This window comes from Pseudomonas sp. SIMBA_041, assembly GCF_046535095.1.
Classification (GTDB): domain Bacteria; phylum Pseudomonadota; class Gammaproteobacteria; order Pseudomonadales; family Pseudomonadaceae; genus Aquipseudomonas; species Aquipseudomonas mucoides.
In genome coordinates this window covers 58805-83398 of sequence record NZ_JAWRXJ010000004.1, presented here as the reverse complement: position 1 = coordinate 83398, position 24594 = coordinate 58805, and the positions used below count along the sequence as shown (strand labels likewise).

The window sequence follows — 24594 nt, the reverse complement described above, 5'->3', positions numbered from 1 at the left end:
GGGTCGACTGTGGCATCGACCCGTGACAGAAATGGGAAGCGCTGGGCATGGATCGTCCACAGCGAGGCAGCGGTGACTTTATAGCCGATAAATATCGGCTTTAGAAGCCACCCACAAACCTTCTGTCATATTTTTTTGCTAAAAAGCCGATATCTATCGAATTAACACGCCTACAGGGTTATGGGTTTACAGGCCTTCCGCGAGCACCTTCGAGAGCATGTCGACGAAGAAATCCACGCTCTGGCGCGACGTCACCATCGGCGGTTTGATCTTCAGGACGTTAAGGAAATCACCGGTCGGCTGCATGAAAATCCCCAGCTCGCGCAGGCGATCACACAGCGCCGTGGTTTCTTCGGTTGCCGGTTCCAGCGTGTCGCGATTGCGGATCAGCTCGACGCCCAGATAAAACCCGGAACCGTGTACCGCGCCTACCAGCGGATGAATATCGATCAGCGCTTCCAGGCGCTCCTTGAAGTACCCACCCACCACCTGAGCGTTGTCCCAGAGCTTTTCTTCTTCCATCACATCCAGCACCGCCATGCCGATCTGGCAACTGACCGGACTGCCGCCCGCCGACGAGAAGAAATAACCTTCGGCCTCCAGCGCTTCGGCAATTTCCCGACGGGTGATCACCGCGCCCAACGGCTGACCGTTACCCATGCCTTTGGCCATGGTGATGATGTCCGGGACCACACCCTGCTCTTCAAAACCCCAGAAGAAATGGCCCATGCGCCCGTAACCGACCTGCACTTCATCGGCGATGCATACACCGCCCTGGGCGCGGACCCTGGCGTAGACCTGCTGCAAATAGCCCGGTGGCAACGAGATTCCGCCGGCATTGCCGTACACCGGTTCACAAATGAAACCGGCCAGTTTGCGTCCTTGTGCAGCGACTTTTGCCAGGTTGTGTTCGACGCTGCGCACGTAGTCCGGCGCGCTGTCCGGGCCACGAAATTCCCCGCGATACGTGTTCGGCGCAACGACGGGATGCACCCAGTCCGGGCGGCTGCTCAAGGCCTTGGGGTTGTCGGCAATCGACGTCGACACCGCATCGGCGCCTACCGTCCAGCCGTGATAGGCCTCCAGCACGCTGAGCATGTCGCGCCCGCCGCTGTAGGCCCACGCCAGGCGAATGGCCAGGTCGTTGGCCTCGCTGCCGCTGTTGACCAGGAATACCCGGTCCATGGAGTCCGGCGCCAACTTCAGCAAACGCTCGGAAAACTCGGCGACCGCCGCATAATTGAAACGCGAGTTGGTGTTGAGCAGCGACCACTGACGACCGGCGACCGCCGCCATGCGCGGATGACCATGGCCGAGCACCGCGACGTTGTTGAGCATGTCGAGGTAAGAGCGGCCCTGCATGTCGATGAGGTGGTTGCGCCAGCCGCGCTCAATGCGCGGCGGATCGACGTAATAGTGCTTTTGGGTCCGGGCGAAACTGGCGCTGCGGCGTGCCAGCAGTGTCTGCGAATCCAGTTCTTCTTCAGCGTCACAGGCCAGCCCCAGCAATGCAGCTGGCGACGGGCACAAGGCTTGCCAGGCCAGGGCACGCGATGGCGTGCAAAACAGCGGCGCATTGAACGCCGTGCCTCGGCACAACTGCACGATCAACGGCCCGCTGACCGAGCCCAGCACCTGGCCTTTGACCAGCGCCGCGCCGACGTGCAGCGACGGGGTCACGCCCCACAGTCGTACGCTCAGTTGCGGACCGTCGAGTTGCAGTACACCCGCCGAGGGCTGATGAACCACACCGGCAAACGGCGATTCGACTGCCGTGCCGTGGGGCACTCGCAATTCGACGTGCAACGGGCAGGTGTCCGGCTCGTCCGCCGTGTCTGGCCGGGTTCGCGACAACCGGTATTGTCCATAGCGACTGGCCGCCAGGCCGTGGGTCGCAGCAGCTTCCGTCAGGAGTCGCTGATCGATGCCTTCTTGCTCCCAGTTGCCCGCCTCGAAATGCGGGCTGAGGACGCCCAGATCGATCAGCTCAAACTCGCGCCCCACCAGGCTTGGCAACAACGGTGCAAACCCTTCGCTGCCGATGCTCGGCAGACTCTGGCCAACACACGCCAGGATCGCCGCTTCCATCAGTTCCAGCGGCACCGAGGTGGCCACGCGGAAAATTTCCCACTCATGGGTCAGGTTGTCACGGCTGTATTGGTTGCCCGGATCAATGCTCACTTGCTGCTCGCCACTGAGCACCAGCACCGCCGCACGCGCGACGATCAGTGGCCAGAGCGCCAGTAGCTCTTCACGCTGCAAAGGATTGACCGCGTGATAGGCCTCGATGGCCGGCAAAATGTAGAACGGATCGCCGTTGGCGTGGTGCAGCAGCGCGGCGCACGTCACCGAAAGATCGGTGATGCGCCAGGTGCGGACCAGGTCGCCGAAATCGATCACGCCCTGCAATTGCCACTGGCGTTGCGCATCGCGCTGCCAGACCACGTTGTCGTCCGTGATGTCCATATGAATGGCCTGCACCGGCAACTTGTCCACCAGCGGTTTCAGATGACGCTCGGCGCGTTCGGCGGCCTCGGCGATCAACCGGCGTTGCGCGTCATCCTTGATCACCGGCAGCAGATGACCAATCAATGCGTTGGCGTGACGGGCGTCCCACTGCAACGTGCGCTCAAGGCCCGGATGGTCGAACGCCGCCAAGGCCAGGTCCATTTCGCCGCACAGTTGACCGAAACCCGCCACCACGGCACCCGGCAGGTGATCCAGATGGGTAAGCGACTGACCTTCGATGTAGTCGAGCAGGCGCACGTGCACCGATTGACCCGCGACATCCAGCGTGAGCAGATCAGCACCATTTTTGGCCGGGATCACTCGCGGCACCTTCACGCCGGACTGCTCCCGTAAATGCTTGAGCCCCGCGTGCTGGGCTTGCAGTTCCAGCGCCGAATACTCACCACGGCAGATTTTCAGGACGAAACGCCCCCGGTCGCTGTCGACGCGAAAGTTGAGATCCTGCTGGCTGCCCAGGGTCTGCAACGTTCCGCTCAGTCCGTAATGCCCTTCCAGCAGCTCTAACGCTTGCTGCGCAGACACTTGCGGGCTGGGCAAACTGGCGCGGTGAATCAACGTGGCGAGCGGCATACAACGACCCCTGAAATTTTATTAGGCGCTTATATCGCCACTGCCAGACGCGATACGCAACCCCCTTTTGATCGCCTGACCGGCCCTGACACTCGACATGACCAGTGAACGGGTCAGGAAAAATCAAGTCGTACTCGCCTCACTCGGCACTTTGCGCAAGAATGTCCCCCATCAACGCCCATTACTGGAGAAGCACCATGAATGTAGTCACCACCGACCTGCCCGGTGTTCTGATCATCGAACCCAAGGTTTTTGGTGACGAACGCGGCTTCTTCTATGAGAGCTTCAATGCCAAGGCCTTCGAAGAAGCGACGGGGCTGGACACACAGTTTGTCCAGGACAACCATTCCCGTTCGCAAAAAGGGGTACTGCGCGGCCTGCATTACCAACTGCAAAATACCCAAGGCAAACTGGTCCGCGTGACGGCCGGTGAAGTGCTGGATGTGGCGGTGGATATTCGTCGTAGCTCACCCCATTTCGGCAAATGGGTAGCGGTGCGTCTGTCCGCCGACAACCATCGCCAACTTTGGGTCCCGGAAGGTTTCGCCCACGGATTCGTGGTGCTGAGCGAGTTCGCCGAATTCCTCTACAAAACCACTGACTACTACACCCCCTCCGCCGAGCGCAGCATTCGCTGGGACGACCCGGACCTGGCGATCGATTGGCAACTGGAGGCAGCACCACAACTGTCCGGCAAAGACCAGGCAGCCGCGTTCTTCAAGGACGCTGAAGTCTTTTCCTGAAACCTGTCTGCATCTTCGTTGCAACCACGACTTGACCAAGGCGCGCAGACTGCGCCATCAAGCCTAGGCATAATGCGCCTGTACCCACAGGCGCCCGATGCTCATGACTCCGACCCTACCTCGCAGACCCCGCTGGCGCAGCCTCGCCCTGCTGGCGCTGTGCCTGGCGCCGCTGCTGTGGCCGCTGGAGCATTTGGCCGAGCGCTATTACCGCAGCGAATTGGCCGGGCAGAACCGTCAGACTCTCGACTTGTACGTCGCCAACCTGCTGGGCACGTTGCACCGTTATGAAGTCTTGCCGCAGATCCTCGGCGACCTGCCGGCGCTGCGCGCCGTACTTGGTGCGCCAGACGATAGCGTCACCCAGGGCAACGCCAACCGCTTGTTGAAAAACATCAGCACCCAAACGGGTGCCGAAGTCATGTACCTGATGGACACCCGTGGCAAGACACTGGCGGCGTCCAATTGGGACAAACACGACAGCTTCGTCGGGCGTAATTTTTCCTTCCGGCCTTATTTCAGCGAAGCCATGGCCGGGCGGCTGGGACGGTTTTTCGGCCTGGGCACGACCTCGGCCAAACGCGGCTACTTCTTCGCCGCGGCGGTACGCGAGGGCGAAAAAGTCATCGGCGTGCTGGTGGTCAAAGTCGACCTGGACCACACCGAAAGCCTCTGGGGCAAAACCCCGGAACAACTGCTGCTGACCGACCACAACGGCGTGGTCATTCTCACGTCGCGGCCGGAGTGGCGCTTTCGCTCGACTCGCCCGTTGAGCGATGAAGAAAACCAGGCCATTACCGCGATCCAACCGTATCCGACCCGCGATCCGAAGCCGCTGAATCTCAATCCCAATGCCTGGGTGACGCAGACCCAGCAGATCGCAGAAACCGGCTGGAACGTCAGCATCCTTGCCCCGCGCACCCTCATCGATCGCCCCGTGCGCACGGTGGTCGCCGTCGGCGGCGCAACATTGTTGGTGGTGATGCTGCTGCTCGGGCTGATGATGCAGCGCCGGCGCCATTACCTTGAAAGGATCGCCTTCGAAGCCAAGGCCCGGCGCGAACTCGAAGGCCGGGTCGCCGAGCGCACCAGCGATCTCGAAGGCCTCAACCGCCGATTGAAACAGGAAGTACTGGAGCGCGAGCATGCCCAGCAGGAACTGGTTCGCGCCCAGGATGATCTGGTCCAGGCCGGCAAATTGTCGGCACTCGGCACGATGTCGGCGAGCATCAGCCACGAACTCAATCAACCGCTGGCGGCGATTCGCAGCTATGCGGAAAACGCCGAAGTGCTGCTCGATCATCAACGCACTGACGATGCGCGTGGCAACCTCAAATTGATCAGCGAATTGACCGGGCGCATGGCCTCGATCATCGCTCACCTGCGCGCCTTCGCCCGCCGTGATCGGCACGCGCCGGAAAGCGTGGCCCTGCAACCGGCGCTGGATGACGCGCTGGCGTTGCTGGCCAAGCGCCGCCGCAGCATGGAAGTCGAATTGATCCGCGACTTGCCTGCCGCCACGCTGTGGGTCGAGGCCGGGGAAACCCGTCTGCGTCAGGTGCTCGGCAACCTGTTGGCCAACGCCCTCGATGCGCTGACCGAAAAAGGGCCGCCGCGTAAACTCTGGTTGAGTGCCCAATCCACCGCGGACGGCGTCACTTTGTACATTCGCGATAACGGTCCCGGCTTTTGCATGGAAGCCCTGGGACGTGCGAGCGAGCCCTTCTACACCACCAAGACCCGCACACAAGGGCTTGGGCTGGGGCTGGCGATTTGCGAAACCCTGATGCGTGCCTTCGGTGGTGAACTGTCGTTCGCCAACCACAAGGAAGGTGGCGCCCTGATTACCCTGAAACTGCGCGCTGGCGCACCGGGCGTGAGCCTGCAACCGTCCGAGGACCGAAGTGCATGACCATCGAGAATCGCATTCAGGTCGTGTTGATCGACGACGATCCCCACCTGCGTCAGGCCTTGAGTCAGACGCTGGACCTGGCCGGCCTGAAAATCCTGCCGCTGGCCGAAGCCAAAGGCCTGGCCGCACAACTGGAGCGCGACTGGCCGGGCGTGGTAGTCAGCGACATTCGCATGCCGGGCATGGACGGTCTCGAATTGCTGACCGAACTGCATGCCCAGGACCCGGAGCTGCCGGTGCTGCTGATCACCGGCCACGGCGATGTGCCGCTGGCGGTGCAAGCCATGCGCGCCGGGGCTTATGACTTCCTCGAAAAACCGTTCGCCAGCGACGCCCTGCTCGACAGCGTGCGCCGCGCCCTGGCCTTGCGCCGGTTGGTGCTGGATAACCGCAGCCTGCGTCTGGCCCTGAGTGATCGCAATGAACTGAGCACTCGACTGGTCGGGCAATCGGCGCCGATGCTGCGCCTGCGTGAGCAGATTGGCGCACTGGCCGCGACCAAGGCTGACGTGTTGATCCTCGGTGAAACCGGCGCGGGTAAAGAAGTCGTGGCCCGTGCGCTGCACGATTTGTCGAACCGTCGTAACGGTCCGTTCGTGGCGATCAACGCTGGCGCACTGGCCGAGTCGGTGGTGGAAAGCGAGTTGTTCGGCCATGAGCCGGGGGCGTTCACCGGCGCGCAAAAACGTCGCATCGGCAAGTTCGAATTCGCCAACGGCGGCACGCTGTTTCTCGATGAAATCGAAAGCATGAGCCTGGACGTGCAGGTGAAATTGCTGCGCTTGCTGCAAGAGCGCGTCGTCGAGCGTTTGGGCGGCAATCAGTTGATCCCGCTGGACATCCGCATCATCGCCGCGACCAAGGAAGACCTGCGCCAGTCCGCCGATCAAGGACGTTTCCGCGCTGACTTGTATTACCGCCTGAACGTCGCACCGCTACGCATTCCCCCCCTGCGCGAGCGTGGCGAGGATGCGTTGATGTTGTTCCAGCATTTCGCCGACGAAGCCAGCGCCCGCCACGGTTTACCGCCCCATGAATTGCAACCGGGGCAACGCGCCCTGTTGCTGCGCCACACCTGGCCCGGCAATGTACGGGAACTGCAAAACGCCGCCGAACGCTTTGCACTGGGCCTGGAACTGGCGCTGGACAACAACACGCCGGATGGCGCAAGCAGTACACCGGTCGAAGGGGTCAGCGGCGGTTTGAGCGAGCAAGTGGAAAATTTCGAAAAGAGCCTGATCGCCGCCGAACTGGCGCGCTCTCACAGCTCCGTGCGCAGCCTCGCCGAAGCGCTAGGCATCCCGCGCAAAACCTTGCACGACAAGCTGCGCAAACACGGGCTGAACTTCGCGGGTGGCGCCAGCGGTACGAGCGACGATCTCGATTGAGCGACCGTTAAATCATCACTTTCAAACAAGAGGCCTGTGCATGAACCGCGACAGTCGTCACCTGGAATCGATTCTCCATCACGACATCCCCCTGACGCAGGCGATGGGCGTCAAAGTGCTCGACTGGCACGACCAGCAACTGCGCCTGTACTTGCCGCTGGAAGCCAACGTCAACCACAAAAGCACCATGTTCGGCGGCAGCCTGTATTGCGGCGCGGTGTTGGCGGGTTGGGGCTGGCTGCATTTGCGCTTGCGCGAGGAAGGGATTGAAGACGGGCACATCGTGATTCAGGAAGGGCAGATCAACTATCCACTGCCGGTGACCATGGACGCGACGGCAATTTGCCAGGCGCCGAGTGCGGCGGTGTGGAAGAAGTTTCTGGCGATGTATCAGCGCTATGGGCGGGCGCGGTTGACGCTTCATTCAAGGATCGTGAATGTCGACAGCGATGAGGATGCGGTGAGGTTTACCGGGCAGTACGTCCTCCACCGCTGAGTAGAGGCCAGCACAAAACCCTGTAGGAACGAGCCCTTACCCGCGGTCAGGAACGGGCGAGCTCCAGCAGCTTTTCGCGCCACGCAGCCTTCGCCGGCAGCGCCAAAAAGAATGCATTCAACAACGATTCCCGCGCCGGATAGCAAAACGGCGCACCGCTCAAATCCAGCACCTCACCGCCGGCGCCTTCCAGCACGCCTTGCGCCGCGGCCGTGTCCCACTGCGACGTCGGTGCCAGGCGCGGATAACAATCCGCCGCCCCTTCCGCCAACAGGCAAAACTTCAGCGAACTGCCAATGTTGGCCAATTGCAATTCACCCAGGCTATCGCTCAACCCAGCCAGCAAGCGCTCCTGCTCCGGGCTCGAATGCCGGCGGCTGGCGACCACGGTAAACGCTTCCCCCGCCGCAGGCACTTCGCGAACCTGGATCGGCAATGGCGAGCTGCCCTTGTCGCCACGCCAGGCGCCCAAACCGGCACCACCGACGTAAAAGCGGCCGTTGGTCGGCATCGACACCACGCCAAACACCACCTGCCCCCGCTCGATCAACGCAATGTTGACGGTGAACTCCTCACTGCCGGAAATGAATTCCTTGGTGCCGTCCAACGGGTCGACCAGCCACCAGCGATGCCAACTAGCGCGCACGCTTTGCGGGATGTTGGCGTCCTCTTCGGACAGCACCGGAATGCTGGGGTCCAACGCGGACAACCCGGCCAGAATCAAGTGGTGAGCTGCCAGATCGGCAGCGGTCACCGGAGAATCGTCAGCCTTGGCCGTCACGGCGGTACCGGTGCGCCAGAACGGCAAAATCGCGTCGCCCGCCTTCAACGCCAGCTTAACCACAGGCGCCATCAACGGATGGGGGAAACTCAAATTCATGGCAAAAACACCCCACGCTGGGTCAGTAAGTCACGGGCCAGATACAGCGCCGCCAAGGCACGACCCTCAGTGAAACGCGGGTTCTGAGCCAGCGCGGACAACTCGCGCAAGTTGATCCTTTCCACGCCCATTGGCTCGGGCTCGTCACCTTCAAGGCTTTCTTCATACAGATCGGTGGCCAGCACCACCTGGATCTTCTGGCTCATGTAACCGGGCGACAGCGACAACTCGGTCAGATGCTCCAGCTGCCGCGCGCCATACCCGGCTTCTTCCTTGAGCTCTCGCTCGGCCGCCGCCAGCACGTCTTCACCCGGCTCGACCAAGCCTTTGGGCAATGACAGCTCGTATTCATCGGTGCCGCCGCAATATTCCTCGACCAATACCGCGTGATCGGCATCGAGCATCGCCACGATCATCACCGCGCCATAACCCGCGCCCTTGCCGACCAAACGCTCGTAGGTGCGCTCCACGCCATTGGAAAAGCGCAGTTTGAGCTCTTCGACACAAAACAAACGGCTGGTGGCGACGATCTCGCGGGCGAGTACGGTGGGTTTCTGGCGCATGAAAAGCTCCTGGGCGTGAACGCGTTACTATACCCGGCCTATCCTGATTGTTGACTTCGGATATCTCTTTTAACGCTGGAGAAGTTTTTTATGTCCCTGCTGCCCTGGCGCGACATCGACACCGTTCTGCTGGACATGGACGGCACGCTGCTGGACCTGCATTACGACAACCATTTCTGGATGGAGCACTTGCCACAGCGTTACGCCGAGTTGCACGGGGTGAGCCGGGCCATGGCCGAGATGGAATTGCAGCCGCTGTTCGAACGCAATGCCGGCCAGTTGCAGTGGTACTGCCTGGATTTCTGGAGCGCCGAATTGAAACTGCCGGTGCGCGAACTGAAACTGGAAACCGCGCACCTGATCGCCTTGCGCCCGGATGCGGATACGTTTCTGGCGGCGATCAAACAAGCAGGCAAGCGGGTGGTGATGATCACCAATGCGCACCGCGATTCGCTGTCATTGAAGCTGGAAAGGATTGAACTGGCGCCGTATTTCGAGCGATTGATCAGCTCGCATGATTACGGGTTTCCCAAGGAGAATCCGCAGTTCTGGGAGGCGTTGCAGGCCGACATCGGCTTCGACCCCACGCGCAGTCTGTTTATCGACGATACGCTGCCGATCCTGCGCAGTGCCCGCCGTTTTGGCGTAGTGCACCTGTTGGCGGTGAGTGAGCCGGACAGTCGAAAAGGGGCCAAGGACACGGCGGAGTTTGCGGCGGTGGGGGATTATCGGGAGCTTATTGCAGGGCTTTAGACCTTATCGACTGCATCGCGGGCAAGCCACGCGCCCACAGAAGATACAAAACCTGTGGGAGCGTGACTTGCCCGCAATGGCCATCACACGGTCTTGAGGATTACTCAGGAATCCGCAATGTTTGCCCCGGATAGATCTTGTTCACATCCTTGAGCATCGGCTTGTTGGCCTCAAAGATTTTCTGATACTTGTTGGCGTCATGGTAAACGCGTAACGAAATCGCACTTAAGGTATCGCCCTTCTCAACCACGACGAATCGCGCGGCCACAGCCACCGGGCCGGTCACTGTGATCTGGTCATCCACGCTGCCCACGCCGGCAATATTGCCCACCGCCAGCAGAATTTTTTCCTTCTCTTCCTGACTGCCGACTTCCCCGGTCACGGTCACTTTGTCGCCATCCACCGTGGCCTCCACATTCGGGTTACCCAAGCCGACCTTGCTGATGTGCTCCTTCAACTGTTCGCTGGCATTGGCGTTGCCGGGGGTCAGCAAATCGAGCAGTTTTTCGCCTGCTTCTTTCACAAAGCTCAATAGACTCATGGTGCACTCTCCTTAGGTTTCAGGTTCCAGACGCAAAAGACTAGACCAAGCTTGTCATCCCCGGTTCCAACCCGACCAATGACGTTGATCCGGCGCAAGCGCTAGAATCCCCCTCCTTCACCGCGCCCTGGAGCGAAGATGGACATCAAGCAGCTCAAATTCCTCATCGCCCTCGACGAAACCCGGCACTTCGGCCAGGCCGCTGCGCGCTGCCACATCACCCAGCCGACCCTGTCCATGCGCTTGCGCAGTCTCGAAGAAGAACTTGATTTGCCGCTGGTCAATCGCGGTCAGCGCTTTGAAGGTTTCACGGCACCAGGTGAACGGGTGCTGGCGTGGGCGCGCACGGTTTTGGCCGCTTACGACGGTTTGCAGGCCGAAGCCGCGGCGTGTCGCGGCAATCTGGTCGGTACGTTGCGGTTGGGTGTGGTGCCGTTGTCGAGTTTCGATCCGCTGCCCTTGATGCAACGCCTGCATGCCGAACACCCGAACCTGCGTTTCGAACTCTCGGCGCTCAGCTCCGAGCAAATCCTCGAACAACTGGCGAACAACCGTCTCGACCTTGGCGTGTCCTATCTGGAACGCCTGGACGGCGAGCGTTTCGATTCGCTGGCCTTCAGCGAAACCCGCATGGGCCTGCTCTACGATCGTCGTTTCTTCAGTTTCGGCGAAGCGCCGCTCACATGGGAATCGCTGATCGAGTTGCCCCTGGGCATGCTCACCAGCGGCATGCACTTTCGTCAGTCCATCGACCACAACTTCCACAGCCGCGGCCTCACACCCCAACCCCTGCTGCAAACCGATGCCGTCCACCAATTGTTACAAGCGGTGCACGGTGGCCTTTGCTGCGCGGTGATGCCGTTGGACGGTGGCCTGGAAAACCTCACCGATCACTTGCGCCTGCAACCCATCGAAAAAGCGCAAACCCTCGCCCGGCTGGGGCTGATCATGCGTCGAAGCGCGCCGCGTTCGGCCTTGGCGGAAGCCTGTTTCGCGATCTATCAGAAATCACCGACGGACTCTTGATCGACGTCATCTATCGGTAGATCAGTAATAGCGATTAGACGCGACCTATTGACGCGCCTAGGCTTAAGCCTGACCCAACCGTCGGTGATGCCATGAACGCCAAGCGCCCTTCCTGCGCGGCGCCAGCCCTAGAAACGCCCGCGCCAGACGCAAGCCAGACCTACAGCTATAGCGACCTCCAATACACCGAATCAGCCAGCACCGCGCTCGCTGAGGAAGTGGCGTTGGCGATCGCCTACAACGGCATCAGTCAGGCGGTGATGCTGGTCACGCCGACTGACCTTGAAGACTTCATCGTCGGATTCAGCCTGGGCAGCGGCATCATCGAAGACGCCACCGACATCTATGACCTGCAACTCAGCGGCTCGGGGTCGGCGCAGTACGCGCAAGTGACCATCGCCAATCGCGCCTTCTGGAACCTCAAGCAGCAGCGTCGACAACTGGCCGGCACCAGCGGTTGCGGGCTGTGTGGTGTGGAAGCGGTCGAGCAGGCATTGCCCGACCTCAAGGTATTGCCGGGCGCGCCACTGCCGCCCGCCGAATGGCTCGACGGCCTGCGCCAGCGCATCGGCGCCTTCCAGCCGCTCGGTCAGCACTGCGGTGCGGTGCACGCGGCGGTGTTCATGAACGGTCAGGGCGAATTGCTACTGGGCCGTGAAGACATCGGCCGCCATAACGCCCTCGACAAGCTGATTGGCGGACTGATCCGCCAGAAAATCCCGACCACTGGCGGCCTGGCGATTGTCACCAGCCGCTGCAGCCTCGAATTGATCCAGAAAGTATTACGCGCCGGCATCCAGACACTGGTCAGCCTGTCGTCGCCCACGGGCCTTGCCGTGCAATGGGCCCGTCGTCACAACCTCAACCTCATCCATCTGCCCCAGAAGAATGCGCCACGGGTCTACAGCCCGGCTTTGGAGAATCAAGCGTGAGTCAACACCGTCAAGCCGACCAGACACCTGTTCCTCGTTACAAGCCTTACAAAGGTCCGGCCGGTGGTTGGGGCGCGCTGGCCAGCGTTGCCCGGGCCTGGTTAACCAGCGACAACGCGTTGAAAAACCTGCGCATGATGCTCAAGACCAACAAGAACGGTGGGTTCGACTGCCCGGGTTGCGCCTGGGGCGATTCCAAGGAAGCCGGCATGGTGGCGTTCTGCGAGAACGGCGCCAAAGCGGTGAACTGGGAAGCGACCAAACGCCGTGTCGATGGTGCGTTTTTCGCCAAGCACAGCGTCAGTTCGTTGCTGGAACAAAGTGATTACTGGCTCGAGTACCAGGGCCGTTTGACCGAGCCGATGTGCTACGACGCCGACACCGATCGCTACAAGCCGATCAGTTGGGAAGCCGCGTTCGCCTTGATCGCCAAGCATTTGCAGGGCCTGTCGAGCCCGAACCAGGCCGAGTTCTACACCTCGGGCCGCGCCAGCAACGAAGCGGCGTACCTCTATCAATTGTTCGTGCGCACTTACGGCACCAACAACTTCCCCGACTGCTCGAACATGTGCCACGAGGCCAGCGGTGTGGCATTGGCGCAGAGCGTTGGCGTCGGCAAAGGCACCGTGACCTTCGACGACTTCGAACATGCCGATGCAATTTTCGTCTGGGGCCAGAACCCCGGCACCAACCATCCGCGAATGCTCGAACCACTGCGCGAAGCGGTGAAACGCGGTGCGCAGGTGGTGTGTATCAACCCGCTCAAAGAGCGCGGCCTGGAGCGCTTCCAGCATCCGCAACACCCGATCGAAATGCTCACCAACGGCGACAAACCAACCAATACCGCGTACTTCCGTCCGGCATTGGGCGGCGACATGGCAATCATGCGCGGCATGGCGAAGTTTCTGCTGCAGTGGGAACGCGATGCGCAGAAGGCCGGTGAGCCTGCAGTGTTCGACCACGACTTCCTCAACGAACACAGCGCCAATGTCCTGGAATACCTGGCCGCCGTCGACGATACGCCGTGGGAGCAGATCGTCGAACAGTCCGGCCTGCCTCTGGTGGAGATCGAGCAAGCGGCGCGTATGTACGTCAAGGCCAAGAACGTGATCATGTGCTGGGCGATGGGCATCACCCAGCACCGCCATTCGGTGGCGACCATCCAGGAAATCGCCAACCTGATGCTGCTGCGCGGCAACATCGGCCGACCGGGCGCCGGTCTGTGCCCGGTGCGTGGCCACAGTAACGTGCAGGGCGACCGGACCATGGGCATCAACGAGCGTCCGCCGGTGGCGTTCCTCGATTCGCTGGAGCGTCGCTTCCGGTTCAAGGTGCCGCGTGACAATGGCCACAACGTCGTCGAAGCGATTCACGCCATGGCCGACGGTCGCTCCAAAGTGTTCATCGGCCTGGGTGGCAACTTCGCCCAGGCCACGCCGGACAGCTCGCGCACTTTCCAGGCGTTGAGCAATTGCGACCTGACCGTGCAAATCAGCACCAAGCTTAACCGCAGCCATTTGGCCCACGGCAAAGAGGCGCTGATCCTGCCGTGCCTGGGCCGTACCGACATCGACATCCAGACCGAAGGCCCGCAAGCGGTGACCGTGGAAGACTCGTTCAGCATGGTCCACGCCTCCAACGGCCAGTTGCAGGCGCTGTCGAACCAGATGCGCTCGGAGCCGTCGATCATTGCCGGCATCGCCGCCGCCACGCTGGGCAGCAAACCGGTGGACTGGAACTGGCTGGTGGCCGATTACGACCGTATCCGCGACCTGATCGCCGACACGATCCCGGGCTTCCGGGACTTCAACGAGAAGATCAAGAATCCGGGCGGTTTCTACCTCGGCAACAGTGCCGGTGCACGCAAGTGGAATACCCCGTCGGGGCGCGCGAATTTCCGTCCCAACGTCTTGCCCAAAGACCTGGTGCACGAACGCACCCGCGCGACGGGCGTGTTGCCGGATCTGATCATGCAGTCGATGCGTTCCCACGATCAGTACAACACCACGATTTATGGTCTTGATGACCGTTACCGTGGCGTAAAGGGTCAGCGCGATGTGTTGTTTGTGAACGAAGCCGACATCATTCGCCTGGGTTTCAAGCCGGGGCAGAAGGCTGACATCGTTTCGATCTGGGATGACGGGCGTGAGCGGCGCGTGAAGGGTTTCACGTTGTTGGCGTTTGATATTCCGGCGGGGCAAGCGGCCGCTTACTACCCGGAAGTGAACCCGCTAGTGCCGCTGGAAAGCATCGGGGATGGCAGCCATACGCCAACGTCGAAGTTTGTGGCGATCCGGTTGGAAATGGCGAGTGAGACTGGATTGATCTTGGCCAAGTCGGCTTAACGTTTCGTCTGTTCTACCGCTATCGCGAGCAGGCTCACTTCTACAGGGGAATTTGTGTTCAACACAGATCCATCGCAGGATGTGAGCCTGCTCGCGGTGGCGATCTCAAACTAAATACATATTCCGGACCAACCACTTTCCAATCGCCCACAAAAAAGGCCGTTTCTATAAAGAAACGGCCTGCCCGAAGTAACTAAAGACCGGCGAAAAACAGTTAAGTTCCGTCTAAAAAACAGTAACTTATAGAAATGTGCTGAAGTCGTGTTACTCGTCGGATTTCGATTGTCACCGCCCCGACACAGCCTCAGGATCGCGCCGTCATCCCCTTGAGGTTCCTCCATGAAGTTCTCCTCGATTCTCTTGTTGTCCCTTGGCTTGTTCAGTGGCCTTGCTTCTGCTGGCGGCACCACCGAAGCAGGTGTGGGCGGCGCATTGGGCGGGGTTCTTGGCTCGGTCGTCGGTCAATCGCTGGGCGGTAATACTGGTTCCACCATCGGCGCGGCGCTGGGCGGCGCGGGTGGTAGCGCCGTCGGCGCAAACAAACACAGCCGTGGCGAAGCCGCCATCGGTGGTGCGCTGGGCGCAGCAGGCGGTAACGTGGTCGGCCGCAGCATGGGCGGCACCACCGGCAGCCTGATCGGCTCCGCAGCAGGTGGCGGCGCCGGTGGCGCGCTGGGTAACTACATGGGCAACAAATACGATGATGAGGGCGACAACGATAGTCGCTCCTATCGTGGTCATGGTGATCGTGGCTACTACCGTGACGGCCACCCAGGCCGCGGTCATGCCTATGGCCACCGTAAGCATCACCATCGCTATCGCGACTGAGGCTTCCATCGCCTCGTTGGCCGGTACATAAAAATCGCAGCCCTAGGGCTGCGATTTTTTTTGCCTGGTTTACACCACCAGGCGCTCCAGCGCCTCACGCAATCCTGACGGAATCGATACAGGCTGAGTCGAAGCACGATCGACAAACACGTGCACGAAGCGCCCGGCCGCGCAGGCTTCGTCTTCCCCTTGCTTGAACACCGCCAATTCGTATTGCACTGAACTGTTGCCGAGCTTGCCGACCCGCAGGCCGATCTCGATCCGGTCCGGAAAGGCGATGGATGCAAAGTAATCGCACGCTGAACTCACGACAAAACCCACCACCTCGCCGTCATGGATATCCAGACCACCGACGTCGATCAGGTAGGTGTTCACCGCCGTGTCGAAGAAGCTGTAGTAGGTGACGTTGTTGACGTGACCGTAAGCGTCGTTGTCGTGCCAGCGCGTGGTGATCGGCTGGAAGTGCGGATAGTCGGTGCGTTGGTTCATGCGCAGCTCTCGTCTGGAAGTGGCTGAAGTCTACCGATCCGCAAAGCCTTTACCCACCGCTGCCAGCTCACCGATCAAGCGTGCCGGCTTCCAGTGGTCGCCCTGCCGGGTTTCCAGGGCCATCAAGCGCTGGTGGATGTCTGCCAGGCCTTGCTGATCCGCCCAGGCCATTGACCCGCCCTTCGCCGCCGGGAAGCCGTAGACGTTGAGGTACACCAGATCGATATCGTGCGCTGACTGCGCAATGCCTTCCTGAAGGATCTTCGCCCCTTCGTTGACCAGTGCCAGCAAGCAACGCTCCAAAATCTCCTCAGCGCTGATCTCACGACGCTGGAAGCCCAATCCTTCGCTGACCTGCAGCACCAGCGCATCGACTTCCACATCGTGCTCGGCCTGACGGCTGCCGGGCTCGTAGTGGTAATAACCGTTGCCACTCTTCTGACCGAAACGCCCGAGTTCGCACAACCGGTTGTCCACTTGAACCTCCGGTGCATCCTGGCCTGTACCGGCCAGTTCGCGAGCGCGCCACCCGAGGTCGACGCCCACCACGTCGTACATGCGAAACGGCCCCATGGCGAAACCGAACCCTTGCAGCGCCGCATCCACTTGATACGGATAAGCGCCCTCCAGCAGCATTTTGCGTGCTTCGAGCACATAGGTATTGAGCATGCGGTTGCCGATGAAACCGTCGCAGTTGCCCGCCACCACGCTGACCTTGCCCATGCGCTTGCCTAGCGCCAATGCCGCATCAAGCACCACCGGTGCAGTCTGGGCGCCACGGACGACTTCCAGCAGTTTCATGATGTGGGCCGGGCTGAAGAAATGCAGGCCCAGCACTTGCTGCGGACGGCGAGTGGCGGCGGCAATGGCGTCGATATCCAGCGCCGATGTATTACTCGCCAGAATCGCTTCGGGTTTGAGCAGACCGTCCAGCTCGCGGAAAATTTTCTGTTTCAGCTCTAGGTTTTCGTACACCGCCTCGATCACCAGATCGACCCCGCGGATCGCTGCGTAATCCGCCGCTGCGGTCACACGCGCAGTGCGTGCATCGGCCTCGGCCTGATCGATACGCCCTTGTCGCACATTGTGAGCGTTGGTTTCGGCCACGGTGGCCAGCGCCTGTTCAAGCATCTGCGGATTGTTATCCACCCACTGCACCGGCACCCCGGCGTTGGCCAGGCACATGACAATGCCACGGCCCATGGTGCCCGCTCCGATGACGGCGGCGCGCTGAATATTGAATGGCGTCTGGCTCATGATGTGCTCTCTTGTTGGCGACCCAAAGACAGCCCCCACCATAGTCAGCCATCGCGTTTTTTTGAAATTTATTCCTGTGATGAGCAACATTCAGCGGATGGATCTACGCCGGCAAATGCACCTCGACCCAACTGCGCACCTCGGCATACGGATAATCTTCCAGCGCCGCAAACCCGGAAATCGCCCGAGCCTTCATCTTGGTAAACAGCGGCACGCTGATCCCGCACAGGAAACGCGTCACCCGTTCCGCCGAAGGAACGTTGCCGGTGTGTTGTTCGTGCCTGTGGATAAAATCACCGCACAGCACTTCGAAATTTTTATCCACAAGCGCCGGCAATTCCGGCGGCGCAGGCAACCGCGCCACATCACCGTGACACACCGAGCAATGCCCGCATTGCCGAGGCGCGTTTTCGTCGCCGAAATACTCGGCCAGGCGATAACCCAGGCAGTGATCTGTGGCGAACAGATCCAGCATGGCGTGAATCCGGGCGATCTCGGTACGTTCATGTTGGGTGAAATAAGCATGCAGTTCGGCACTGAGGGCCTGACTGTCGAAGCTCGTTTGCAGCAGGCTGTAGACCTCGGTCATCTGCTTGCTTTCAAGCTCGACCCAACCCTTCTCCTGGAAATAATCCAGTGCCTTGACCACCCGATCGCGCTCCGCCTGATGCTGCTCGTACAGCGCATCGAAGTTCACCGTGGCCCAGGTTCGCGCGCGGCTGGAGGTCTGGATAATCGCGGCGACGAAGTCCTTGCGCTCACCTTCGAAGCGCGCGAGCAAGGCTTCCGGTTCTTGCAAATACTTGAACCGGTATTCGGCGTAGTAGGCGTAGCGCGGGGCAATCAAACCGCGCAGTTCCAGTTGGACCAGCAAGGTCTTGAGCGGCAATTGGCGAATGTTGCTTTGATCGGCTAACGGCCCCAATAAAAACTCCCACTGCCCCTCAGGCGCGGCGGCGAGCATTTCATCGAGCACACAGTGGATCCCGTCCAGCTCGGGCGTGTCACCGTAGACGAAGTTTTCCAGCACGTTGAGGCTGTCGCGGTTAGCCAGCACCAGGCAATCGGAGGGCTGCCCGTCGCGCCCGGCGCGGCCGATCTCCTGACTGTAGTTTTCGATGGATTTGGGCAGGTCGAAATGCACCACGTTGCGGATGTCGCTTTTATCGATCCCCATGCCAAACGCAATGGTGGCAACGATGCAATTGGACTGCCCGGCCATGAAGCGCTTTTGTATGCCTTCCCGCTGATCGTGAGGCAAACCGGCGTGATAGGCCTCAGCCTGAATGCCGTTGCGCCCCAAGTGTTCGGCGATGTGCTCAGCGGTTTTTTGCAAGGTGACATAGACGATGCTCGGCTGATGGGGGCGTTCGCTCATCCATTCAACCAGGCGTCGGCGTTTGTCCTGACCGCGTACGGGCTCGACTAACAAATTGAGGTTTGGCCGGTAGAAACCCGTGGTCACGACATCGTCCGGGGCAATGGCGAATTTGGCCTGCATGTCGGCGATTACCTTGGGCGTCGCAGTCGCGGTCAGCAGCAGTGCCTGCGGGATATTGAACTGACGCTGGTAGTCGGGCAGCTTGAGGTAGTCGGGGCGGAAGTTGTGGCCCCACTCCGAAATGCAGTGCGCCTCGTCCACCACCAGCAGCGAGATGGGGACTTGCTGCAGGAAGTTGCGGAAGCGCTCGTTCTTCAGGCGCTCCACGGAAATCATCAAGATCTTCAACTCGCCGGACTTGGCCCGAGCCATCACATCGCTGGCGTCATCGCGACTCTGCGCCGAATCGATACTGCCCGCCGCAATACCGTGGCGTTGCAGGAACGCCAGTTGATCCTGCATCAACGCCAGCAACGGAGACACCACCAGCGTGAGGTGCGGCAGCAACAAGGCTGGCAGCTGATAGCAAAGAGATTTGCCCGAGCCGGTGGGAAAAATCGCCGCCGCCGAGCGCCCGGCCAACACCGCGCTGACTGCCGCCTCCTGACCGGGACGAAACTGTGGATAACCGAAAACCTCTTCCAGGGTGTTGTGCATAAGCTGTCACTCCGTTGACCGCTGCGAAGCCCAAAGCCTAGCCGGCAAACGCAGCGAGTCGAGAAAAGGTCGGGACCAAAACGATACGGGATGATACAGCGTCACCCTATGGGGCTTGGCCACAGAATGAAACAAACGAAACACTTTGCTCCTCGCCGTGCCGTTCACTCTGACGGTAAGGTCTTTCTCGCAAAATAACTGTCCGCGCACTTCACATCACGGCAGGACGCCTGATGGGCGCGGCACTTGAACAAGGAATGACCATGCTCCAAAAATCGATTTTTGCCGTTGCACTGATCCTGACTTCCCTGCTGCTGAGTGCCTGCGATGGACCACCTGTGGAGCCACCGTTGCTCGCTACGTGCGACACCCTGGAATGTTCGGCCCAACAGGCCTGGCGAACTTCCTGACCACTGCCGGTCAAGTGCCCCGGCTTTTGCTCGCCCACGCAGCATGAGCCGGGCTGATTCCCCTTAAGCGTTGCACAGTCGTTTTCGAAACGTCCTACAGATTCTGACGAAGTCCCTACCGAGGCTCGAAGCGCTTCGCCTGACAAACCCGTAGGAAATTCGCGTCCAAGGGTATTGCTGAAAAAAACCTCGGCCCGCACGTAGGCAAAAGGCGACACCCACAGTAAATCCCCTACAAACCCTGTCCATTTGCGCGGTATTGCGAGGCCTGGATGCACGCCCCTATAGTTTGCCGCGCCGCTGAAAACAGGACGGACCTCATGCAAGACCGCTATCGCCCACTCAAAACCAGTTACAGCGAAACGCCCGTGTTGGTCATCGACACTGACGCAGATCCCCACGAAATACTCGACGCTGCCCGCCAACGCATCCGCGCCGCCAGCGGCCTGCTCGAAACCCTTTATTGCCTGTGCTTTAAACAGGCTGATACAGGCGACATTCCCAACATCGTCAATGCGTTGTACCTGCTGACCCAAGACGGCAACGAACTGCTGGAAATTGCCCGGCAACGCCTGCCGAAAATTACCGCTGGTTAATGCCCGGATAAAAATCCCTGTGGGAGCCGGGCTTGCCCGCGAGGAACGATAACGCGGTGCACCTGAATGCCACCAAACGATAGATATTTCGGCTGGGGATAAGTCCGTAGGCAATGCCCTATCAAAGCTTCATCCCGGTCCTACAGCTTCAGATCCCTTGTCGTCTATCGCTGCCCGGTGGCTCACATCTATAGTCTGACTGTCGCTGGCAAATCAGCGGCTCGGGCTTGGTCACCCGACAAAGAGAGCTCACATTACCCATTACATATAGGTGTTCTTCAGTGACAACGTTAAATCCTCTTTTTGATCGCTACCGCCCGCTGCAATCCAACCTCACCGATTCCCCGGCCCTTATCATCGACACAGAGGCCAACCCCCAGGACATCTTCGAAGCTGCCATGCAGCGCATCCGAGCCTCCAGCGACCTCCTGAAAACCCTGCACTGCATCTGCTTCAAACACGGCGACGTCGAAGACATCCCCCACATTACCCACGCGCTTTACCTGCTGACGCAGGACGGCCTCGACCTGATGCAAGTTGCCCAACAACGCATGATGGGCTGGAAAGCGCCTGCCTGACGCTGTGTAAATAGATCGTTCTCACGCTCGATGTGGGAACGATCATTGAAACTGGAAATAACCTTGAGCCAATTTTTTGATGAACTGATAGAAAGCGTGCAACAGATGAACAAAATCATGCGAGCGGAGCGTCAGCCTTCCCGCGAATTTCATGTCGATGCGTTCCACGTTAAAGAGATCCCCAATCGATCCGCCCTCTGCGACAGAACAACAGATCCATGCTTCCCCCAAAACCAGACGCCCAATAAGACCCGCGCAAGCCCGACCGGACACCCTCACCATGAACCTCGCCCCTAACTTCCCTGATGACCACACCATGCACCTGCTCATGCAGCTGCTGCACGAAGAGCTCGGTCTGCCCGAACGCAAATCTATCAGCCTCACCACCTCGATCAATTTCGACCTAGGCTGTGACGGTGCCGATGCGCAGCATTTGATGGAAACGCTTGAAGAACAGTTCGCCATCGATTTCATCGACTACGACGCCTATCGCTACTTTCAACCCGAAGGGTTTGACGTATTCCTCAAGCGCCGCGCAAAGGGTCGCGGCGATAAAGTCCCCCTGACCATCGACATGCTTTACCAAGCAATCAAATCGCAACGATGGGAGACAAAAGAAATAGAAGGCATTCAACCGAACTCATAAGTGCCATTATTCTGCCTGTTTATGGCATTTATAGATGGAATAATCGCAGTTTTAATAATTACTCTCCCGTTCATACCTCGTCCAAGTAAGCCGCTGAATAGGACAAAACTGGATCTTGCGCCTCATCATACAGCCCAGCAAAGAATTGAATAAGTGCTATTATTCTGGCAGTTAAGGCCAAATAATGTAGGAATAATGGTACATGGCAAAGAAGACAGCGCCCCTATTGCCGGCTGCGTCCAAGCTGCTTGCCGAGTTTGGCGAACGACTGAAACTCGCTCGGCTGCGTCGCAGGCTGACAGCCAAGCAAGTCGCCGAGAGAGCAGGCATGTCGCTAACGACGTTGCGCTCTCTTGAGTCCGGCGGATCAGGCGTGACGATGGGCGCTTATTTGTCAGTGATGCAGGTGCTGGGGCTGGAAAAAGACTTGAGCAAGGTCGCCGCAGCGGATGAGTTGGGGCGCCAACTGCAAGACGCGCAATTAGGCCCCGTAAAACGCCAACGAGCACGCAGCTTGCCCCTCGCGAAGGCGTCGCCGCCTATTCGTGAAACAGAGACGGAAGCCTTGGAAACACCGATATCCAAATCAGATCTTGCCGTTGACTTCCCTTTGAACACCCACTCTTTATCCAGATTGCTGACGAAGAAAAAACCTAAACCTACGACGGATTAAAAATGACACTGATCGCGGTGTATGCCGACTGGGAATCCTTGAACGGACCCCGACGCCTGGGATTTCTACATGCCAGAAAGGCTCGCACCAGCAATGTGTTCGAGTTTGAGTACGATGCCGCCGCCTTAGCCGATCCCGAGTTGAACTTCACGTCGCTGGATCCCCGCATCGGCCTCTTTCAAGGGCGACAGTTTCCGGGTCAACATCAGTCACGGTTCGGCGTTTTTGCCGACTCAAGCCCGGATCGATGGGGTCAATTGTTGATGAAGCGGCGACTGGAGCGAGATATCCGTGACGGGGCGGCTCCGGTAGGCACCAAGCTATACGAATCGGATTTCCTCCTGGGCGTTCATGACCTCTATCGAGTCGGGGCAATTCGATACAAGCTCAACGACGAAGGCAATTTTCTGGATGATTCTGATGGCTTGGCGGCCCCACCTTTTGTGGAATTGCGCGCATTGGAGGAGGCAAGTCGTGCGTTGGAGAACGATCCAGATAACACCTCTCCCGATGGGCGCGAGTGGTTAAGGATGCTGATAGCACCCGGTGGTTCACTGGGGGGCGCCAGACCCAAGGCCAGCGTTGCCGACGAGCATGGTCATTTATGGATTGCGAAGTTCCCCAGCACTCGTGATGACTACGATGTCGGAGGCTGGGAAATGGTGGTGAATGCCTTGGCGAATCATTGCGGGTTGCGTGTCGTAACCGGCAGAGCTCGTCGCTTCGCAAGCGATCATCACTGTTTCATGGTCAAGCGCTTCGACCGTACCGAAACGGGTGGCCGACTACATTTCGCCTCAGCCATGACCATGACAGACCGTGTGGACGGTGACGATGCATCGGTAGGCGCCAGCTACCTTGAGTTGGCAGAAGTGCTCATGGAACACGGTTCAGAACCCAACACAGATTTGCGCGAGCTGTGGTCACGTATCGTGTTCAACATCCTGGTCTCCAATACGGACGACCACATGCGCAACCATGGCTTTCTCCTTGACCCCGGGCGGGGCTGGCGTTTGTCTGATGCCTATGACATGAACCCTGTCGCACACTCCGATGGATTGAAGCTCAACATCACAGACGCCGACAACGCACTGGACCTTGAACTCGCTCGAGAAGTGGCCGAATACTTTCGAGTCAACCGTGCGGATGCGGAAGAAATCATTGAGAGTTTCCAAGAGGCCGTCAGCCAATGGCCAACACTGGCCAGCGCATTGGGACTGTCGAGGCGCGAACAAGACAACATGGCGCCAGCGTTTCGCCTCTCAGGCAATCGCTGAGGAGAGGCGTGCACATCCAGTCGCCCTGGTCTTCGAGCAATTCGGCTATCGCTACTTCCAGCCCGAAGGCTACGATGTGTCCCTCAAACGCAAAGCCAAGGGACGTGGCGTCAAACTGCCGCTGACCATCGCAATGCTCTATCAGGCCATCAAGGCCCAACGCTGGGACACTCAGACGCTAGAAGACCTCTAACGTCCGCAGCGCACACCTATAAGGACATAGCGTGGACGTATTGATGGGTTTACTGGCTGCCTTGCTGTGGGGCGGTACGGATTTTCTGGTGGGTTTGAACGCCCGTGCGGTCGGCGTTAAACGCGCGGTGTACTTCGGTCAGGCGTTGGGTTTCAGCATCATGAGCGTGCTGTTGATTGCCTTTCCTGCCTTTATTCTCAAATCGTTGTCGGCATCGCTCGACGTCTGGTTGTTCGGCATTGTCGCCGCTGTGCTCACCGTGTCCGGCGCCTTGGCGTTGTCCAAGGCATTCGCCCTCGGCAAAGCATCTATCGTCGCGCCGCTGGTGACCTCCTACGGCGTAGTCACTACGCTGCTGTCCTGGGCCGCGGGTGAACAGATCAATCTGATCCAGTCATTGTGCATCGCGCTCTGCGTGATCGGGGTCATCCTTTCCAGCATCCACGCCGATTCAAAGCTTCCACACAACCCTCAGGCCAGCAGCTCGATTGCCTATGCACTTCTGGCGGCGGTTTTTTATGGCACCAGTTTTTGGCTGCAAGGCCACTTCGTTCTTCCGGTGCTTGGACCGGTGACGATGCTTTGGCTTGCCTATCTGGTGGGGCTGGTCGTGCTGGTATTGATGGTGTTGAAGATCAAGGACGGCTTGAAAATTCCGCCGTTGAAAAACTGCATGACCTTGACCGGTGCCAGCCTGATGAACCTCGGCGGATTCTTCTCTTTCGCCTGGGGCGCAGTGGCGGGGTCGGTTTCGGTGGTGACGGTGATCAGCACACTGTCCGGTGGAATTGCCGCCATTCTGGGCTATGTGTTCTTCAAGGAAAGACTGGCGAAGGTGCAGGTGCTGGGTGTCGTGTTGGTCCTGGTTGGCGCGTTCGTGCTGCATCTGAAAACCTGAAACAGCGCCCACAAAAAAGCCGCCCCAGAGGGC

23 protein-coding genes are annotated in these 24594 nt (G+C 59.6%); 16 read left to right on the top strand and 7 right to left on the bottom strand.

Annotated features, from left to right (window positions below; genetic code table 11):
- Positions 1–186: 186 nt before the first annotated feature.
- Complete coding sequence (locus tag SB725_RS10530; protein WP_410921737.1) at positions 187–3099, bottom strand: aminotransferase; 2913 nt, start codon at positions 3097–3099, stop codon at positions 187–189.
- A 197-nt stretch (positions 3100–3296) separates the two neighbouring features.
- On the opposite strand from SB725_RS10530, the gene rfbC reads away from it, so the two are divergent.
- From rfbC to SB725_RS10510, 4 genes are all read left to right on the top strand, one after another.
- Positions 3297–3842, top strand: coding sequence for a dTDP-4-dehydrorhamnose 3,5-epimerase (gene rfbC, locus SB725_RS10525; protein WP_027922211.1), 546 nt, complete (start codon positions 3297–3299; stop codon positions 3840–3842).
- Positions 3843–3945: 103 nt separating this feature from the next.
- The gene (locus SB725_RS10520; protein WP_027922212.1) at positions 3946–5754 is read left to right on the top strand and encodes an ATP-binding protein; all 1809 of its coding nucleotides are present in this window, start codon (positions 3946–3948) and stop codon (positions 5752–5754) included.
- On the top strand, positions 5751–7142 hold the full coding sequence (locus tag SB725_RS10515; protein WP_410921736.1) for a sigma-54-dependent transcriptional regulator: 1392 nt from the start codon (positions 5751–5753) through the stop codon (positions 7140–7142). Before SB725_RS10520 ends, SB725_RS10515 begins: the two co-directional genes overlap by 4 nt.
- 40 nt (positions 7143–7182) lie before the next feature.
- Complete coding sequence (locus tag SB725_RS10510; protein ID WP_027922214.1) at positions 7183–7638, top strand: thioesterase domain-containing protein; 456 nt, start codon at positions 7183–7185, stop codon at positions 7636–7638.
- Between the two features lie 46 nt (positions 7639–7684).
- Here SB725_RS10510 and cysQ read toward each other — a convergent pair whose 3' ends face one another.
- On the bottom strand, positions 7685–8518 hold the full coding sequence (gene cysQ / locus SB725_RS10505) for a 3'(2'),5'-bisphosphate nucleotidase CysQ (protein WP_410921735.1): 834 nt from the start codon (positions 8516–8518) through the stop codon (positions 7685–7687).
- Positions 8515–9081: an ADP compounds hydrolase NudE gene (gene nudE / locus SB725_RS10500; protein ID WP_027922216.1), complete on the bottom strand. Its 567-nt coding sequence runs from the start codon at positions 9079–9081 to the stop codon at positions 8515–8517. Before nudE ends, cysQ begins: the two co-directional genes overlap by 4 nt.
- Positions 9082–9171: 90 nt before the next feature.
- Between nudE and yrfG the strand changes: the two genes are divergently transcribed.
- A complete protein-coding gene (gene yrfG / locus SB725_RS10495) occupies positions 9172–9834 on the top strand; it encodes a GMP/IMP nucleotidase (RefSeq protein WP_410921734.1) in 663 nt (220 codons plus the stop codon).
- Positions 9835–9934: 100 nt separating this feature from the next.
- On the opposite strand, the gene lysM is transcribed toward yrfG, so the two are convergent.
- The gene (lysM, locus tag SB725_RS10490; protein ID WP_410921733.1) at positions 9935–10375 is read right to left on the bottom strand and encodes a peptidoglycan-binding protein LysM; all 441 of its coding nucleotides are present in this window, start codon (positions 10373–10375) and stop codon (positions 9935–9937) included.
- A gap of 138 nt (positions 10376–10513) precedes the next feature.
- Between lysM and SB725_RS10485 the strand changes: the two genes are divergently transcribed.
- From SB725_RS10485 to SB725_RS10470, 4 genes are all read left to right on the top strand, one after another.
- Complete coding sequence (locus tag SB725_RS10485; RefSeq protein WP_027922219.1) at positions 10514–11401, top strand: LysR family transcriptional regulator; 888 nt, start codon at positions 10514–10516, stop codon at positions 11399–11401.
- 92 nt (positions 11402–11493) lie between these two features.
- Positions 11494–12333 carry a formate dehydrogenase accessory sulfurtransferase FdhD gene (gene fdhD, locus SB725_RS10480; protein WP_027922220.1) on the top strand — a complete coding sequence of 280 codons (840 nt, stop codon included), beginning with the start codon at positions 11494–11496 and terminating at the stop codon, positions 12331–12333.
- Complete coding sequence (locus SB725_RS10475) at positions 12330–14678, top strand: FdhF/YdeP family oxidoreductase (RefSeq protein WP_027922221.1); 2349 nt, start codon at positions 12330–12332, stop codon at positions 14676–14678. Before fdhD ends, SB725_RS10475 begins: the two co-directional genes overlap by 4 nt.
- A gap of 339 nt (positions 14679–15017) precedes the next feature.
- Entirely contained in the window at positions 15018–15506 is a 489-nt protein-coding gene (locus SB725_RS10470; RefSeq protein WP_027922222.1) for a glycine zipper domain-containing protein, read from the top strand.
- 69 nt (positions 15507–15575) lie between these two features.
- On the opposite strand, the gene SB725_RS10465 is transcribed toward SB725_RS10470, so the two are convergent.
- The 3 genes from SB725_RS10465 to SB725_RS10455 form a co-directional block, all read right to left on the bottom strand.
- Entirely contained in the window at positions 15576–15995 is a 420-nt protein-coding gene (locus tag SB725_RS10465) for an acyl-CoA thioesterase (RefSeq protein ID WP_059181821.1), read from the bottom strand.
- Positions 15996–16025: 30 nt separating this feature from the next.
- A complete protein-coding gene (locus tag SB725_RS10460) occupies positions 16026–17252 on the bottom strand; it encodes a 3-hydroxyacyl-CoA dehydrogenase NAD-binding domain-containing protein (protein WP_410921732.1) in 1227 nt (408 codons plus the stop codon).
- 103 nt (positions 17253–17355) lie between these two features.
- Complete coding sequence (locus SB725_RS10455) at positions 17356–19290, bottom strand: ATP-dependent DNA helicase RecQ (RefSeq protein ID WP_410921731.1); 1935 nt, start codon at positions 19288–19290, stop codon at positions 17356–17358.
- 263 nt (positions 19291–19553) lie between these two features.
- Between SB725_RS10455 and SB725_RS10450 the strand changes: the two genes are divergently transcribed.
- From SB725_RS10450 to SB725_RS10420, 7 genes are all read left to right on the top strand, one after another.
- Positions 19554–19700 (top strand): hypothetical protein, encoded by a 147-nt coding sequence (locus SB725_RS10450; protein WP_172825921.1) that lies wholly within the window; start codon positions 19554–19556, stop codon positions 19698–19700.
- A gap of 320 nt (positions 19701–20020) precedes the next feature.
- A complete protein-coding gene (locus SB725_RS10445) occupies positions 20021–20296 on the top strand; it encodes a hypothetical protein (RefSeq protein ID WP_027922226.1) in 276 nt (91 codons plus the stop codon).
- Positions 20297–20577: 281 nt separating this feature from the next.
- On the top strand, positions 20578–20874 hold the full coding sequence (locus SB725_RS10440; RefSeq protein WP_027922227.1) for a hypothetical protein: 297 nt from the start codon (positions 20578–20580) through the stop codon (positions 20872–20874).
- A gap of 280 nt (positions 20875–21154) precedes the next feature.
- Positions 21155–21520, top strand: a complete 366-nt coding sequence (locus tag SB725_RS10435) for a DUF1493 family protein (RefSeq protein WP_027922228.1) — start codon at positions 21155–21157, stop codon at positions 21518–21520.
- Between the two features lie 202 nt (positions 21521–21722).
- Positions 21723–22193 (top strand): helix-turn-helix domain-containing protein, encoded by a 471-nt coding sequence (locus tag SB725_RS10430; protein ID WP_194940915.1) that lies wholly within the window; start codon positions 21723–21725, stop codon positions 22191–22193.
- A 2-nt stretch (positions 22194–22195) separates the two neighbouring features.
- The gene (locus SB725_RS10425; protein WP_027922230.1) at positions 22196–23470 is read left to right on the top strand and encodes a type II toxin-antitoxin system HipA family toxin; all 1275 of its coding nucleotides are present in this window, start codon (positions 22196–22198) and stop codon (positions 23468–23470) included.
- 236 nt (positions 23471–23706) lie between these two features.
- Positions 23707–24561 carry an EamA family transporter gene (locus tag SB725_RS10420; RefSeq protein ID WP_027922231.1) on the top strand — a complete coding sequence of 285 codons (855 nt, stop codon included), beginning with the start codon at positions 23707–23709 and terminating at the stop codon, positions 24559–24561.
- The last annotated feature ends 33 nt before the right edge of the window (positions 24562–24594 follow it).

Bases quoted from the DNA above. Each gene is read 5' to 3' on its own strand.
- SB725_RS10530 (WP_410921737.1), bottom strand. From the start codon at position 3,099: ATGCCGCTCGCCACGTTGATTCACCGCGCCAGTTTGCCCAGCCCGCAA.
- rfbC (WP_027922211.1), top strand. From the start codon at position 3,297: ATGAATGTAGTCACCACCGACCTGCCCGGTGTTCTGATCATCGAACCC.
- SB725_RS10520 (WP_027922212.1), top strand. From the start codon at position 3,946: ATGACTCCGACCCTACCTCGCAGACCCCGCTGGCGCAGCCTCGCCCTG.
- SB725_RS10515 (WP_410921736.1), top strand. From the start codon at position 5,751: ATGACCATCGAGAATCGCATTCAGGTCGTGTTGATCGACGACGATCCC.
- SB725_RS10510 (WP_027922214.1), top strand. From the start codon at position 7,183: ATGAACCGCGACAGTCGTCACCTGGAATCGATTCTCCATCACGACATC.
- cysQ (WP_410921735.1), bottom strand. From the start codon at position 8,518: ATGAATTTGAGTTTCCCCCATCCGTTGATGGCGCCTGTGGTTAAGCTG.
- nudE (WP_027922216.1), bottom strand. From the start codon at position 9,081: ATGCGCCAGAAACCCACCGTACTCGCCCGCGAGATCGTCGCCACCAGC.
- yrfG (WP_410921734.1), top strand. From the start codon at position 9,172: ATGTCCCTGCTGCCCTGGCGCGACATCGACACCGTTCTGCTGGACATG.
- lysM (WP_410921733.1), bottom strand. From the start codon at position 10,375: ATGAGTCTATTGAGCTTTGTGAAAGAAGCAGGCGAAAAACTGCTCGAT.
- SB725_RS10485 (WP_027922219.1), top strand. From the start codon at position 10,514: ATGGACATCAAGCAGCTCAAATTCCTCATCGCCCTCGACGAAACCCGG.
- fdhD (WP_027922220.1), top strand. From the start codon at position 11,494: ATGAACGCCAAGCGCCCTTCCTGCGCGGCGCCAGCCCTAGAAACGCCC.
- SB725_RS10470 (WP_027922222.1), top strand. From the start codon at position 15,018: ATGAAGTTCTCCTCGATTCTCTTGTTGTCCCTTGGCTTGTTCAGTGGC.
- SB725_RS10465 (WP_059181821.1), bottom strand. From the start codon at position 15,995: ATGAACCAACGCACCGACTATCCGCACTTCCAGCCGATCACCACGCGC.
- SB725_RS10460 (WP_410921732.1), bottom strand. From the start codon at position 17,252: ATGAGCCAGACGCCATTCAATATTCAGCGCGCCGCCGTCATCGGAGCG.
- SB725_RS10455 (WP_410921731.1), bottom strand. From the start codon at position 19,290: ATGCACAACACCCTGGAAGAGGTTTTCGGTTATCCACAGTTTCGTCCC.
- SB725_RS10450 (WP_172825921.1), top strand. From the start codon at position 19,554: ATGCTCCAAAAATCGATTTTTGCCGTTGCACTGATCCTGACTTCCCTG.
- SB725_RS10445 (WP_027922226.1), top strand. From the start codon at position 20,021: ATGCAAGACCGCTATCGCCCACTCAAAACCAGTTACAGCGAAACGCCC.
- SB725_RS10435 (WP_027922228.1), top strand. From the start codon at position 21,155: ATGAACCTCGCCCCTAACTTCCCTGATGACCACACCATGCACCTGCTC.
- SB725_RS10430 (WP_194940915.1), top strand. From the start codon at position 21,723: ATGGCAAAGAAGACAGCGCCCCTATTGCCGGCTGCGTCCAAGCTGCTT.
- SB725_RS10425 (WP_027922230.1), top strand. From the start codon at position 22,196: ATGACACTGATCGCGGTGTATGCCGACTGGGAATCCTTGAACGGACCC.
- SB725_RS10420 (WP_027922231.1), top strand. From the start codon at position 23,707: ATGGGTTTACTGGCTGCCTTGCTGTGGGGCGGTACGGATTTTCTGGTG.